At 71.8% G+C, this 12,729-nt stretch carries 13 protein-coding genes; 5 read left to right on the top strand and 8 right to left on the bottom strand.

Annotation, left to right across the window (positions count from 1 at the left end):
- Window positions 1-145: 145 nt before the first annotated feature.
- Entirely contained in the window at window positions 146-709 is a 564-nt protein-coding gene (locus tag JOM49_RS13750; protein WP_209664677.1) for a TetR/AcrR family transcriptional regulator, read from the bottom strand.
- 105 nt (window positions 710-814) lie between these two features.
- Here JOM49_RS13750 and JOM49_RS13745 point away from each other — a divergent pair, with 105 nt between their 5' ends.
- Both JOM49_RS13745 and JOM49_RS13740 read left to right on the top strand, forming a co-directional pair.
- Window positions 815-1,963, top strand: coding sequence for an FAD-dependent oxidoreductase (locus tag JOM49_RS13745; RefSeq protein ID WP_209664676.1), 1,149 nt, complete (start codon window positions 815-817; stop codon window positions 1,961-1,963).
- Between the two features lie 136 nt (window positions 1,964-2,099).
- Window positions 2,100-2,834, top strand: a complete 735-nt coding sequence (locus JOM49_RS13740) for an alpha/beta fold hydrolase (protein ID WP_209664675.1) — start codon at window positions 2,100-2,102, stop codon at window positions 2,832-2,834.
- Here the strand turns inward: JOM49_RS13740 and JOM49_RS13735 are convergent.
- From JOM49_RS13735 to JOM49_RS13720, 4 genes are read right to left on the bottom strand one after another with little or no spacing between them, the layout of a single operon-like run.
- Window positions 2,831-4,036, bottom strand: a complete 1,206-nt coding sequence (locus JOM49_RS13735) for an FAD-dependent oxidoreductase (protein ID WP_209664674.1) — start codon at window positions 4,034-4,036, stop codon at window positions 2,831-2,833. The genes JOM49_RS13740 and JOM49_RS13735 overlap by 4 nt on opposite strands.
- Window positions 4,033-5,163, bottom strand: coding sequence for an MAB_1171c family putative transporter (locus JOM49_RS13730; protein ID WP_209664673.1), 1,131 nt, complete (start codon window positions 5,161-5,163; stop codon window positions 4,033-4,035). The genes JOM49_RS13735 and JOM49_RS13730 overlap by 4 nt, the downstream gene beginning before the upstream one ends.
- The gene (locus JOM49_RS13725; RefSeq protein ID WP_209664672.1) at window positions 5,160-5,708 is read right to left on the bottom strand and encodes a zinc metalloprotease; all 549 of its coding nucleotides are present in this window, start codon (window positions 5,706-5,708) and stop codon (window positions 5,160-5,162) included. The genes JOM49_RS13730 and JOM49_RS13725 overlap by 4 nt, the downstream gene beginning before the upstream one ends.
- Window positions 5,709-5,712: 4 nt before the next feature.
- Window positions 5,713-6,162, bottom strand: a complete 450-nt coding sequence (locus JOM49_RS13720) for a helix-turn-helix domain-containing protein (RefSeq protein WP_209664671.1) — start codon at window positions 6,160-6,162, stop codon at window positions 5,713-5,715.
- A gap of 184 nt (window positions 6,163-6,346) precedes the next feature.
- Between JOM49_RS13720 and JOM49_RS13715 the strand changes: the two genes are divergently transcribed.
- Window positions 6,347-6,937, top strand: a complete 591-nt coding sequence (locus JOM49_RS13715) for a GGDEF domain-containing protein (RefSeq protein WP_209664670.1) — start codon at window positions 6,347-6,349, stop codon at window positions 6,935-6,937.
- 155 nt (window positions 6,938-7,092) lie between these two features.
- Here the strand turns inward: JOM49_RS13715 and JOM49_RS13710 are convergent, their stop codons facing one another.
- Genes JOM49_RS13710 through JOM49_RS13700 form a run of 3 tightly spaced genes read right to left on the bottom strand, consistent with a single transcriptional unit; the run spans window position 7,093 to window position 9,817 of the window.
- Complete coding sequence (locus tag JOM49_RS13710) at window positions 7,093-8,250, bottom strand: kynureninase/PvdN C-terminal domain-containing protein (protein ID WP_209664669.1); 1,158 nt, start codon at window positions 8,248-8,250, stop codon at window positions 7,093-7,095.
- Window positions 8,247-9,035: a tryptophan 2,3-dioxygenase gene (locus tag JOM49_RS13705; RefSeq protein WP_209664668.1), complete on the bottom strand. Its 789-nt coding sequence runs from the start codon at window positions 9,033-9,035 to the stop codon at window positions 8,247-8,249. The genes JOM49_RS13710 and JOM49_RS13705 overlap by 4 nt, the downstream gene beginning before the upstream one ends.
- Window positions 9,032-9,817: a PaaX family transcriptional regulator gene (locus JOM49_RS13700; RefSeq protein WP_209671165.1), complete on the bottom strand. Its 786-nt coding sequence runs from the start codon at window positions 9,815-9,817 to the stop codon at window positions 9,032-9,034. The genes JOM49_RS13705 and JOM49_RS13700 overlap by 4 nt, the downstream gene beginning before the upstream one ends.
- Before the next feature lie 87 nt (window positions 9,818-9,904).
- Here JOM49_RS13700 and JOM49_RS13695 point away from each other — a divergent pair, with 87 nt between their 5' ends.
- Both JOM49_RS13695 and JOM49_RS13690 read left to right on the top strand, forming a co-directional pair.
- Window positions 9,905-10,705 (top strand): LLM class flavin-dependent oxidoreductase, encoded by an 801-nt coding sequence (locus JOM49_RS13695; protein WP_209664667.1) that lies wholly within the window; start codon window positions 9,905-9,907, stop codon window positions 10,703-10,705.
- Entirely contained in the window at window positions 10,702-12,729 is a 2,028-nt protein-coding gene (locus JOM49_RS13690) for an FAD-dependent monooxygenase (protein ID WP_209664666.1), read from the top strand. Before JOM49_RS13695 ends, JOM49_RS13690 begins: the two co-directional genes overlap by 4 nt.

Genomic DNA, 12,729 nt, shown 5'->3' with positions numbered 1-12,729 from the left:
CCGGCGCGTGGCTTGTGGCGCACGCGAGGTCGGGGTTGCAACCGGGAGCGCGCCCGCCGGGAAGGTCGTTCCCCGCGGGCGGAGGGTCCCACCGAGAACCGTAGAGGGGGAAGATCCTCACGCCAAGGGGGTGTTTCACCAGAGTTCAAGGCGCCCGTTCGACCAGGTAGCGCCGCAGCACCGGCCCGACCCAGGCCACGACGGCCGCGCGGTCCATGCCCACCACGGGCGGCAGGGCGAGCACGTACCGGCACAGCGCCAGGCCCAGCACCTGGCTCGCGACGAGCCCGGCGCGGGTGGCGAAGTCGGTGTCCGGCGGGCCGAGCGCCTCGATCACCGGCACCAGTTGCGCGGCGAAGATGCGCTGCATGCGCTCCGCGGCGGCCGGGTTCGTGGCGCCGGCCCGGAGCAGCAGCTGCAGCGTGTCGTCGACCTCCCAGCGGTCGAGGAAGTGCGCCACCAGCGCCTCGCCGACCTCCTCGCGCGGCACCTCCGTCAGGTCCGGCAGGCGCAGGTCGAACTCGGCGGCGGCGGCGAAGAGGCGCTCCTTGTTGCCGTAGTAGCGCATCACCATCGACGGGTCGATGTTCGCGTCCGCGGCGATCGCCCGGATGGTCGCGCGGTCGTAGCCGTCCTTGGCGAACCGCTCCCGCGCCGCCACCAGGATCGCCTGCCGCGTCCGGTCGGACCGGCGTGTTGTTTCGGTCATGCCAACAACCGTAGGCCAACACGTGTTGACACGCCAGGCCAGACCGGGCTACCTTGCCAACAGGCGTTGGCAAACAGTTGTTGACTTTACCGAGAGGTGGCCGAGATGATCCCCCGGGAAACGACGGTGCTGGTGGTGGGTGCGGGCCCGGTCGGGCTGGCCGTGGCGGCGAGCCTGGCCCAGCAGGGCGTCGAGGTGACGGTGGTCGACCAGCAGGCGGAAGGCGCGAACACCTCGCGGGCCGCCGTGGTGCACCCCCGCACGATGGAGGCGCTGGACCGGCTCGGCGTGGCGGACCGGCTCGCCGGGCTCTCGCTGCGGGCCGGCCGGTTCACCATCCGCGACCGCGACCGCGTGCTGGTCCCGCTGGAGTTCGCCCAGGTGCCCAGCCCGTACCGGACGCTGTTCATGGTTCCGCAGCCGACCACCGAGCGCGTGCTGCTCGACCGGTTCGTCGAACTCGGCGGCCGGGTGCTGCGCCCGCACCGGCTCACCGCGCTGGAACAGGACGCGGACGGCGTGGTCGCCACCATCGACGACCAGCACCGGATCGGCGCGCGGTACGTGATCGGCGCCGACGGGATGAAGAGCGCGGTCCGCACGATGGCCGGGATCGGTTTCGGCAAGGACAGCGCCGGCGAGTCGTTCACCCTCGCCGACGTGCGGTTGCACGACGGCGGCCTGCCGGGCGAAGAGGTCGTGCTGTTCTTCTCGGGCGCGGGCATGGTGGTCTCGGCACCACTGCCCGACGGCTCGTTCCGGATCGTGGCCGAGGTCGACGACCCGCCGGAGCACCCGGACCTGGCGTTCGTGCAGGACCTGCTCGACCGGCGCGGACCGGCCGCGGGCACCACGCGGATCGCCGAGGTGGTCTGGGGTTCGCGGTTCCGCGTGCACCACCGGGTCGCCGACCGGTACCGCGCCGGGCGCGTCCTGCTGGCCGGGGACGCCGCGCACGTGCACAGCCCGGCGGGTGGGCAGGGCATGAACCTCGGCCTGCGGGACGCGGTCGCCCTGGGCGAGGCGCTGGGAGCCGTGGTCAAGGGCGAGCCGGAGAGCCTGCTCGACGAGTACGCCGCCACCCAGCGGCCGAAGGCGGAGGAAGTGGTCAAGTTCGCCGGACGCCTGACCCGGCTGGCCACCGCGAGCCCGATGCTGCGGCCGGTGCGCAACGCCGCGCTGTCGGCACTGGCGAAGGTGCCCGCTTTCCGGGTGATGCTGACCAAGCGACTCGCGGGCGTGGCGGACCGGTAGTGAGGTCGCGCCGGTGACTGGAGTGGGCGCCGGTTCGGCCCCCAAGGCCGCACCGGGGTCCACTCCAGTCACCGGCTCAAAAGCGAGCTCACCGTCTCGGCGGAGCCGAGACCGACAAAACTGGCAGGATCTGGGCATGACCAGCGATCTGTTCGTCCGCCGTGGTGGTTCCGGAGATCGGACGCTCGTGCTGCTGCACGGGCTGGGCGGGACCGGCGAGGTGTGGCAGGGACTGACCGACCGGCTCCCCGGTGAGTGGAACTGGGTGGTGCCGGACCTGCCGGGGCACGGGCGCTCGGCCGGGCTGCCGTCCTACTCCTTCGGCGGGCTCACCGCAGAAGTCGCGAAATCGCTCAGCGGGGACGTGGTCGTGCTCGGGCATTCGCTCGGGGGCGTGCTCGCGCTGACGCTGGCGAGCGGCTGGTTCGGCCCGTCGGTCTCGGCGGTGTGCGGGCTCGGCATCAAGGTGCGCTGGACCCCGGCGGAACTGGAGAAGGCCGCCGCCGTGGCGGCCAAGCCCGCGCGGGTGTTCGCCACCCGTGAGGAGGCGGCGGACCGCTGGCTCAAGGTGTCCGGCCTGGTCGGGCTCGTGCCGCTGGAGGCGGTGAGCGCGGGCGTGGTCCAGGACGGCGACGGCTGGAAGGTCGCACTGGACCAGGGCGCGTTCGGCGTGGGCGCGCCCGACCTGCGCGGCCTGCTCGCGGCGGCCCGCGGTCCGGTGGTGCTGGCGGCGGGCGAGCACGACCCGATGTGCCCCGCCGAGCACCTGCGCGAACTCGTGCCGGACCCGGTCGTGCTGCCGGGCCTCGGGCACAACGCCCACGTCGAGAATCCCGAAGCGCTGCTCCCGCTGCTGGACCGCCTGCGTTAGCTGGTCGCGACGGCGTCGTCGAGGGAGACCCGGGCCTCCCACTCGATGTGGTGCTTGGTCAGCCAGTCGGCGTTGTTGCGCGGCCCCTTCTTCAGCACCCGCGGCAGGATCGCGTCACGCATCATGCGCTTCAGCGGGCCCGGCACCGCGGTGCTGCCCATGCGCGCGCTGGTCGCCACCACGCGTTCCACCCGCTCGCGCCGGAGTCCTTCGTACGCGCGGAAGGCGTCGCCGATGTGCGCGACGTCCCGCAGGCAGCGTGCCAGCGTGACCCCGTCCTCAGCGGCCATCGACGCGCCCTGCCCGGCGTTGGGCGCGGCCACGTGCGCGGCGTCGCCGACGATCACCATGGACCTCGAATGCCAGATCGGGGTGGACGGGATCTGGTAGGAGTTGCTGGCCGTCACCTCGGAGCCGGTGGCGCGCACGATGTCCGCCGCGGGCGTGTTGTCCCTGGCGAACAGCTCCAGCGCCCGTTCCTTCCACTCCTGCGCACCGATCGCCGCCAGGTCCGCCTTGCCCAGCTCGGCACCGGGGGCGTTGGTGAACCACCAGGTCTCACCGTTGGGCGCGGTGACGTACCCGAAGAAGGCACGCTTGCCGTAGACCATCCGGTACGCACCGGGCGGCGCGGGCGAGGGCGCGTCCTGGGCGTATCCGCAGATCGTGGTGTTGCCGATGTGCCGCGGCCGGGGCGCGGTCTCGTCGATGAGGGCTCGGGTGGCGGAGTGGATGCCGTCGGCGCCGATGAGCAGGTCGCCCTTGGCCTGGTCGCCGTCGGCGAAGGTGGCCACCACGCCACCGTCGGAGGTGCTGCGCGCGCCGGTCAGCCGCTTGCCGTGCTCGATGCGGATGCCGCGCTCGGCGAGTTCGTCCTGCAGGACGCGGTACAGGGTGGCGCGCTTGAGCGTGCGCGGCCCGAGCACGCCTTCGCGGCGCAGCGGCACCTCGCCGAGGAACTTCCCGGTCCCGCTGAGGAACTCCACCTTGGCCGCCGGGAACGACTGGTCGGCGACCCGCTCGTGCACGCCGATCGCGCGCAGGGCGTCCTGGCCGTTGCTCATCAGCGTGAGGAAGGCACCGACGTCGTCGGCACCGGCCGGGTAGGCCTCGTAGACCACCGAGTCGATGCCCGCCTTCCGCAGCGCCATCGCGGTCACCGGCCCGGCGATGCCACCACCGATGATCAGCGCGTGGGTCATCGGCTCGCCTGCAACGCCCTGGACAGGGCCACCAGTTCGCGGACGTCGGCGTCGAGCCCCTCGGCCTCGGGCATGGCCACCGGCACCGCCTGCTTCGGCACGGGATCGCCGGAGGACCGCTCGCGCAGCGCCTCCTTCAGCTTGCCCGCCAGGCTCTCGTGGGTCACCGGCTGTTCCCGCACGTCGGCGAGGTACGGGCTGATGCGGACCAGCCCGTCCCGGCATTCGATCACCCGCCGGTAGTAGCGCCGGTGCACACCGGTCACGCTGAGCAGGTCGCGCCAGCGGCTGGCGGGCACCCGGCTGAGCGCGTCCTCCGGGAACTCCTGGTGCAGCACGGTCCACAGTGGACCCAGGCGGCGGTACATCCGGCGGTGGTGCAGCCACACCCCGGCCGCGGCCAGCTTCCGCGCGGCGGCCGGGTAGGTGAACCCGATCAGGAAGATCACGATGCCGGGCAGCAGGAAGAACATCGCGCCGATCGAGCCGATCGAGGTCTGCGCGGTGCCGTCGGCGCCGGGCGCGGCAGCCATGCCGAGCCAGCGCAGGATCACCGCCGGGATGAACAGGCAGTCGGCCACCACGATCATCGACATGCCCACGCCGGCCATCCGCAGCCCGCGCCGGACGCTGCGCTCGGCGCCCTTCGCGGACCGGAACGCCCAGCGCGCGGCCAGGCCGAAGCCGAGGCCCATGTAGGCGTCCGCGGTGACGAAGAACAACGCCACCCCGGTCACCCGGTGATCGTTCGTCGCCACCCCGGCCGGGGTGATCGCCGCGGCGACGATCAGCACGACTTCGGCGATGCCGAGCGGGATCAGGTACCGCGTGGTCTTGCGCAGGGCCTCACGCTGGTCGAGCGCGGAGAAGAGGAAGAAGGAGATCAGGCAGTTGACCGCGACCAGCAGGATCCCGTGCTGGATCAGCCGCGACACCATCGGCGGCAGGCCGAGGAAGACCTCGTTCTCCCCGGCGATCAGGCCGAACGGGTAGGCGATGGTCAGGCACGCCACCGCGATCGTCACGCACCACAGCGGGGCCGAGCGCGGCGAGCGGACCAGCCGGATCAGCAGCCAGGTCAGCGCGGCGACCGCGACGATGCCGTAGGCGAGGAGCCCGGCGCTCACAGCCACCCCAGCCGGTCGGAGAGCGCGGCCTCCATCCGGCGGGTGGACGGCGCGTTCGCCCCGGGGGCGACCCGGTCCAGCACCGACGCCCATTCGAGGATGATCGTGGCGACGGTCTCCGCCTCACGCTCGTGCTCGGTGTCGTAGGAGGTGCGGCGCAGCGCGCGGCGCACCGCGTCGGACTCCAGGTCCGGGTACCGCTCGCGCAGCGCGTTGGGTTCCACGTCGGGGTACAGCTCCGCGAGCAGCGCGTCGTCGCCCTCGTCGCTGTGGTGCCCGGCCAGGATGTGGCCGAGTTCGTGCAGGATGATGTGGCCCTGGTGGGCCTTGCTGGTCTCCTGCTGGTACAGGATGTAGTCGGCGGAGCGGGTGGTGATCCAGACGCCGAACGGACCGGGCACCGGGATGGCGTGCGCGATCAGCCGGATCGGCTTGCCCCGGCGCTCACCCACCCTCCGGCACAGCTCGGTGACGTCCAGCGGCGGGCGGATGTCCAGCTCGTTCAGCAGTTGCCTGCACTGCCGCCGTAACGCTCGCTCGCGCACCGGATCACTCCTCCGTGTCGGCCCGGGCGGCCTGCTCCTCGCGGTAGACGACGTTGAGCAGCTCCATCACCAGCCGGCGGCGTTCCGGCGACAGTTCACCGGCCCGCATGGCCATGAGCTGCGCGTCGCTGCTGCCCGCGATCTCGTTGAGGCGCGCCTGCTCGGACTTCAGTTCCGCCAGTTGCCTGTCGACCCTATCGGTGACCGCGTCGTCGAAGAAGTAGCTCGCGGGCACGCCGAAGAATCCGGCCAGCGCCTGCAGGTGCTTGAAGGTCGGGTTGTCCTTCTTGCCCTTGCGCAGCTGCCAGATGTAGCTCTGCGAGATCTTGACCTCGCCCTCGGCGCAGATGGTCGCCGCGACGTGCTCGTTGCTGTACTCCTGCCCGTCACGCGGCGTCTGGTTGGCGAACAAGTGGTTGAGCTTGTCCGCCAGGCTCCGGCTACCCCGATCCACCGTGTCCACCTCTCCACATTTCGACTGAGGAAGAAGTCGATCCTGTCGGTTTTCTTCGCTTCAGTTGAAACCACCGTCCGCGCCCATTAGTCTCCAGAGCGTGACCGGATTGACTGATGCGAAAGAGGGTAGCAGCCGGACACTGTATGTGAGTACAAGCGGACGAGAACGATCCGCTGCCACCGTGCCCGGCGCAGTGCGTACCGCCGACCGCGGCCTGTGCTGCGAACTGTGCGGTGAACCACTGGGCTACCGCGCGATGGACCGGCTCACCGGCCTGCCGGGCCGCTGGGAATGGGACCACCAGGCGGGGCACGCGCTGCAGGGGCTGGCCCACCGCCCGGGGGTGGTGCTGCTGGTCGACCTGGACCGCTTCCAGGCCATCAACGACGCGCACGGTCATCTCGCCGGTGACACGGTGCTGACGTCGGTGGCCCTCGCGCTGCGCAACACCGTGCGCGACGGCGACATCCTCGGCCGGTTCGGCGGGCACGACGGGGACGAGTTCCTCGTCTTCCTGCCCGCCACCCGGCTCGAACAGGGGCTCTCGGTCGCGCGGGACATACGTACCAGGATAAGGACCATCGTGGTCACCGTGCGATCCGCGATCGGTCACACCGTGGTCATCGAGGAACTGACCAGCTCGATCGGCGTCGGCCTGCACCACCCCGGACTGGGCACCGGCCTGCGGGAACTCGTCGGCGAAGCCAGTTCGGCCCTGCAGATCGCGAAGCGCTCGGGACGGGACCGGATCTCCCTGCCCCCGGTGACCTGAGCCGCGAAAACCGCGCCGCCCAAGCTCCGATCCGCCCCCATACAGCCCCCGCCCTTCCCTGGGGGGCGTCCCAAACCCAGCGTACCCACCCCGCTCGGCGCGCAGGGGGCGTGCGCTGGATCTGTGGACAACTGGGGTGGTTGTGGATGGGCGGGCTAGCGTCGGCATACCTCGCCCAGGGCGGCCATGGCGGCGTCGAGTTGGGCGTCGGCCAGGTAGGGCGCCGGGCCGAAGCGCAGGTATTCGCCTCGGCTGTCGGTTCGGACGCCGCGTTCCGCCAGGTCGGCACAGAACTCCCCCGCCCGCGGACTCCGCAGCGCCAGGAACCCGCCGAAAGCTTCTCGGGGCGAAGAAGACGAGCGGCTGATCACCGTCGGCGGCAGGTTCAGGGCATCGAAGCGCTCGGCCAATCGGGTGGTTTGCCGCAGCGAGATTTCGCGCAGCCGTTCCGCGGTCAGTCCCTGCTCGGCGAAGAAGGCGGCCACCCGCGCGGCGCGGTAGTGGCTGGTCGGGTCGTAGGTCGCACCCGCGAAGCGGTCCGCGCCGGCGGCGTAGGCGACCGCGTCCGGCCGCTGGGCATCGGCGATGGCACCGAACTCGGCGAACCACCCCGTGACCACGGGCCGCAGGTCGGCGGCGTGCGGCGGGACCCGCAGGAAGCAGTTGCCCTCGCCGAACTGGAGGTACTTGTACCCGCCGCCGACGATCCACGCCTCGCCGAGCCCGTCCATCGAGAACGGCACCGCGCCGAGTGCGTGGTAGGCGTCGACCACCAGCTCCGCCCCACGCGCGGCACACCGTTCGGCCAGGTCACCGAGGCCGTCCACGATGCGCGAGGTCTCGAACAGCACCTTCGAAACGAACACCGCGCACGTCCGGTCGTCGACCTCGACGGCGAGCCGCGCGGCCAGCGAGTCGACCGGCGACGCGGCCACCCGCACGACCTCGATGCCCTCTTCGGCCAGCCTCCCGAGCTGCCGCCGCAGGGTGTGGAACTCGCCGTCAGTGGTCACCAGTCGCGGGCGTCGCCGCAGGTCGAGCGCGGAAAGCAGGCGGATCACCAGCTCGTGCGTGTTCGCGCCGAGCGCCAGTTCGGCTGACGGGTCGCCCAGCCAGCCGCGGAACGCGGTCCGCACCTCGTCCGCCTTCGCGAACGCCCGGTCCCACTTGGCGTCGACCTCGAGCGCCGCGTCCTCGAACGCCTCGACCTGACCCTCCAGCGCCACATCCGGCCAGGCCTGGTGCGAGTGCGCGGAAAGCAGCAGCCGTTCGGCCACCCGGAAGCGCCGGTAGTGCGCGGCGAGCGGGTTCACAGCCGGCTCCGCACGGCCCACAGATCCGGGAACATCGGCTGGAACAGGGTCTTCCGCAGGTAGTGCGCCCCGGATGAGCCGCCGGTGCCGGTCTTGTCGCCGATGGTCCGCTCGACCATCTTCACGTGCCGGTACCGCCACTCCTGCACGCCTTCGTCCAGGTCCACGAGGTGTTCGGCGATCGTCGAGGGCCCGCCGTCGTCCTGGTACACCTTCAGCAAAACCTCCTGCAGGTCCTCAGACGGCTCCAGCGGCTTGCTCACATCCCGGCCGGTCGGCACGTCGTACCCGCACTTGGCCAGGTAGGTGACGAACGAGTCGAACACCGACGGCCGCGTCATCGCGTCGGTGACCCGGTCCCGCGCCTGCGACGGCGGGTGGTGCCGCACCACGCGCTCGTCACGGCGGCCGAGCACCGACTCCAGCTCGCGGAACTGCGCCGACTGGAACCCGCTCGAGGCGTCCAGCCGCTCCCGGAACCCGGTGAACTGGCTCGGCGTCATCGTTTCGAGCACGTCGATCTGCGCGACGATCACCTTGAAGATGGTCAGCACCCGCCGCAGCGAACGCACCGCGTGCGCGGTCGCGCCCGCCTCCAGCCGCCGCTGCAACTCGGCCAGCTCGTGCAGGATCTGCTTGAACCACAGCTCGTAGACCTGGTGGATCACGATGAACAGCAGTTCGTCGTGCTCCTCGGACCGGGTGCGCTGCGCGTTGAGCACCTCGTCCAGCGCCAGGTAGGAGGTGTAGGTCAGTGCCGCGTTGTTCTCGGGGCTGTCGGTCATGGGGTGGTCACCTCGTCGAAGTGTCGTTGCGCGGCGGGCGCCAAGGCCGCCTGCAGGTCATGGAACAACGCCACCGCCCGGTCGCGCGCGGCGGGCGCCGGCACGATCTCCCCGGGCAGCTCCGGATCCCTGGCCGGGAATTCCCGGAAGATGTGCAGCAACCGCGTGCGCAGGGCGAACGCGGCCGCGTCGTCGAGCCCGGCGCGGGCCCGCTCGTCGACGTAGGCCTCGAACTCGGCGACGAAGGCGCGGTAGCGGGCGGCCAGGCCGTCGAGGTCCCAGGCTCGGGCGGCGAAGACGCCGATGTCCAGCCCGGTCGACGGCTTGCCGAGCATCAGCCCGGCGTGCGCGGTCACGTCCAGCTCACGCAGCAGGTCCAGCACCTCCTGCTCCCGGTCGTGCGGCGCGAGCCAGGTGCCGTCCTGCACCGAGCCGAAGCCGAGGAACCGCAGCCGCCGCACCAACCGCTCCCGCGCGACCCGCCGGTCGTCCGGGATCTGGTGCCAGAGGACGGTCCACTCGCCCGCGCGCCCCCGGGTGCGGCCGAGGGAGAAGATCCGCCGGTCGCCGTCTTCCAGCACGGACAGCGTGCGCCGGGTCAGCCGGTAGTAGACGAGCCTGCCGTCCTTGTGCCGTTCGAGCAGGTCGCGGCGGACCACGCGGGTGAGCGCGATCCGGGCCGCGCCCTCGGAGAAGCCCAGCTCGGCCAGCAACGCGACCAGCCCGCCGGACCAGACCCGGCGCGTGCGCCGGGGTTCGGCGTACCCGCCGAGCAGGGTCATCACCAGCTCCTGAGGCGCCGGCTCGAAAGGGCTGTGCACCCCTCGGACTCTATACACCCCACCCGGCTGCGGTGTAGGTTGATTTCGATGAAGGTCGGAATCGGGCTGCCGAACACCACGCCGGACGCGACCGGGCGGCTGCTGGCCGAGTGGGCGCGGCGGGCCGACGCGGGCCCGTTCTCCACCGTCGCCGTGCTGGACCGGCTGGTCTACGACAGCGTCGAGCCGTTCACCGCGCTCGCCGCGGCGGCCGCGGTCACCGAGCGGGTGCGCCTGGCCACCAACATCGCCATCGGCCCGCTGCGCAGCGCCGCGATGCTGGCCAAGCAGGCGGACTCGGTGGCGCGGCTGAGCGACGGCCGGTTCACCCTCGGGCTGGGCGTCGGCGCCCGGCGTGACGACTACACCGCCGCCGAAGCCGACCACCGCACCCGCGGGGAGCGCCTGTCCGCGCAGCTCGCGCACCTGCGCGCGGAGAACACCGAGATCGAACTGCTCGTCGGCGGCAGCAGTGGCGCGGCTTTCGCCAGGATGGCGCGCTACGCCGACGGGTTCGCCCACGGCGGCGGCCCGCCGCGCGCGTTCGCGTCCGCGGCGACCAGGGCCCGCGCCGCCTGGCACGACCTCGGGCGGCCCGGCGCGCCGAAGCTGTGGGGTCAGGGCTACTTCGCGCTCGGCGACCCGGACCGCGGTTCCGCCTACCTGCGTGACTACTACGCCTTCACCGGCCCGTTCGCCGAGACCATCGCCGCCGCCAACCTGACCAGCGCCCGCGCCATCAAGGACTTCGTGCGCGGCTACGCGGCCGAGGGCTGCGACGAGCTGATCCTCCACCCCACCGTCTCGGACCTCGACGAACTCGACCGGCTCGCCGAGGTGCTGGCATGAAGGTCTGCGTGCTGGGTGCCGGGCCGGCCGGGCTGTACCTGTCGATCCTGCTCAAGCGCGCCGACCCGGCACACGAGATCGAGATCTTCGAGCGCAACGCGCCGGGCGCCACCTTCGGCTGGGGCGTGGTGTTCTCCGAGGAGACGCTCGGCGAACTGCGTGACGCCGACTACGCCACCTTCCTGCGGATCACCGACACCTTCGCCCGCTGGGACGCGATCGACATCCACTACCGGGGTGAGGTGCTGCGCTCGCGCGGGCACGGGTTCTCCGCGATCGCCCGCAAGAAACTGCTCGCCATCCTGCAGGAACGCTGCCGCGAACTCGGTGTGGTGCTGCACTTCGAGACCACGATCGACGACCCGGCGCAGCTGCCCGAAGCCGATCTGGTGGTGGCGGCCGACGGGGTAAACAGCCTGCTGCGGCGCTCGCGCGACTTCGGCACGCGCTCGGCACCGCAGGGCTGCAAGTACATCTGGTACGGCACGGACCTGGTGCTCGACGCGTTCCGGTTCAGCTTCGCCGAGACCGAGCACGGCCTGATCCAGACCCATTCCTACCCCTTCGACGAGCACACCAGCACGGTGATCGTGGAGTGCCCCGAGCCGACCTGGCGGGCGGCCGGCCTGGACCGGATGAGCGACGAAGAGAGCATCGCGTTCTGCGAGAACCTCTTCGCGCGCGACCTCGCCGGGCACCGGCTGCTGTCGAACAAGTCCGCCTGGCTCAGCTTCCCGCGCATCCGCAACCGCCGCTGGAGCGACGGCAACGTGGTGCTGCTCGGCGACTCCGCGCACACCGCGCATTTCTCCATCGGCTCGGGCACGAAGCTCGCCATGGAGGACGCGGTCGCGCTGGCCAACGCGTTCGTGCGCCGCGGGCACCACGACCGGGCCGCGGTCCGGGCCGCGCTGGTGGACTACGAACTGGAGCGCCGCCCGATGGTGGACCGCTTCCAGCAGGCCGCCGCCGACAGCGCCGGGTACTTCGAGCGCGTCCGGCACCACACCGGCCTGCCCCCGCGGCAGTTCGCGGTCAACCTGCTCACCCGCAGCGGGCGGATCAGCCACGCGAACCTGGCGGTGCGCGATCCCGAGTTCGTGCGGCGGGCGGACCTCGACTTCGCGGGCGAGCCGGACCGGCTGTTCGCGCCGCCGCCCTTCCTCACCCCGCTGCAACTGGGCAAAACGCTGATTCCCAACCGGCTGGTGGTGACCGGGGAACCGCGGGGTGCGGGGCTGGTGCGCACTGAACCGATCGCGGTTTCCGAGGACGGGCGGATCACGCCGGACACCCCGGTCGGCCCCGGTTCCGGTTCCTGGCCGGTGGATTCGGTGCACGAGGCGGGCGCGCTGGCGATGGCGTGCCTCACGCACGCCGGTCGCCGGGGCGCGACCCGGCCCGCGCGGTTCGGGGTCGACGTCCCGTTGCCGTCGGACGAAGCCTGGCCGCTGCTGTCCGCGTCGGCGGTGCCGTTCGGGCCGTTGAGCCAGGTACCGAAGGCCGCTGACGACGAGGACCTGGCCCGCATCCGCGACCAGTTCGCGTCGGCCGCGGCCGAGGCGGCGACCGCCGGTTTCGACCTGCTGGAGCTGGACTTCGCGCAGGGCAGGCTGCTCGCGAGCTTCCTCTCGCCGCTCACGAACCCCGCCGAGGATCGGCTGCGCTTCCCCCTCGAAGTCCTCACCGCGTGCCGCGAGGTGTGGCCGGACGAACGCCCGCTCGTGGTCCGGCTGACCGTCACCGACTGGGCTCCGCGAGGGGCGACGATCGACGACGGCGTCGCATACGCACGTGCTTTCGCGGAGGCCGGTGCCTCGATGATCCACGTCGAAGCGGGACAGACGGTGGCCGAGAGCAGGCCGGTGTACCGCCGGGGTTTCCTCACCACGATCAGCGACCGCGTCCGCGCCGAGGCCGGTGTGCCCACGCTGGTCGGCGGCCACCTGACCACCACGGACGAGGTCAACACCGTGCTCGCGGCCGGGCGGGCCGACCTGTGCCTGCTCAGCTTGGAGACGTGA

The organism is Amycolatopsis magusensis (assembly GCF_017875555.1).
GTDB classification, from domain to species: Bacteria; Actinomycetota; Actinomycetes; order Mycobacteriales; family Pseudonocardiaceae; genus Amycolatopsis; species Amycolatopsis magusensis.
The sequence above is the reverse complement of the archived record's forward strand: the minus strand, read 5'-3'. Positions and strand labels throughout refer to the sequence as shown.

Bases quoted from the DNA above. Each gene is read 5' to 3' on its own strand.
- JOM49_RS13750 (WP_209664677.1), bottom strand. From the start codon at position 709: ATGACCGAAACAACACGCCGGTCCGACCGGACGCGGCAGGCGATCCTG.
- JOM49_RS13745 (WP_209664676.1), top strand. From the start codon at position 815: ATGATCCCCCGGGAAACGACGGTGCTGGTGGTGGGTGCGGGCCCGGTC.
- JOM49_RS13740 (WP_209664675.1), top strand. From the start codon at position 2,100: ATGACCAGCGATCTGTTCGTCCGCCGTGGTGGTTCCGGAGATCGGACG.
- JOM49_RS13735 (WP_209664674.1), bottom strand. From the start codon at position 4,036: ATGACCCACGCGCTGATCATCGGTGGTGGCATCGCCGGGCCGGTGACC.
- JOM49_RS13705 (WP_209664668.1), bottom strand. From the start codon at position 9,035: ATGACCGACAGCCCCGAGAACAACGCGGCACTGACCTACACCTCCTAC.
- JOM49_RS13700 (WP_209671165.1), bottom strand. From the start codon at position 9,817: ATGACCCTGCTCGGCGGGTACGCCGAACCCCGGCGCACGCGCCGGGTC.
- JOM49_RS13695 (WP_209664667.1), top strand. From the start codon at position 9,905: ATGAAGGTCGGAATCGGGCTGCCGAACACCACGCCGGACGCGACCGGG.
- JOM49_RS13690 (WP_209664666.1), top strand. From the start codon at position 10,702: ATGAAGGTCTGCGTGCTGGGTGCCGGGCCGGCCGGGCTGTACCTGTCG.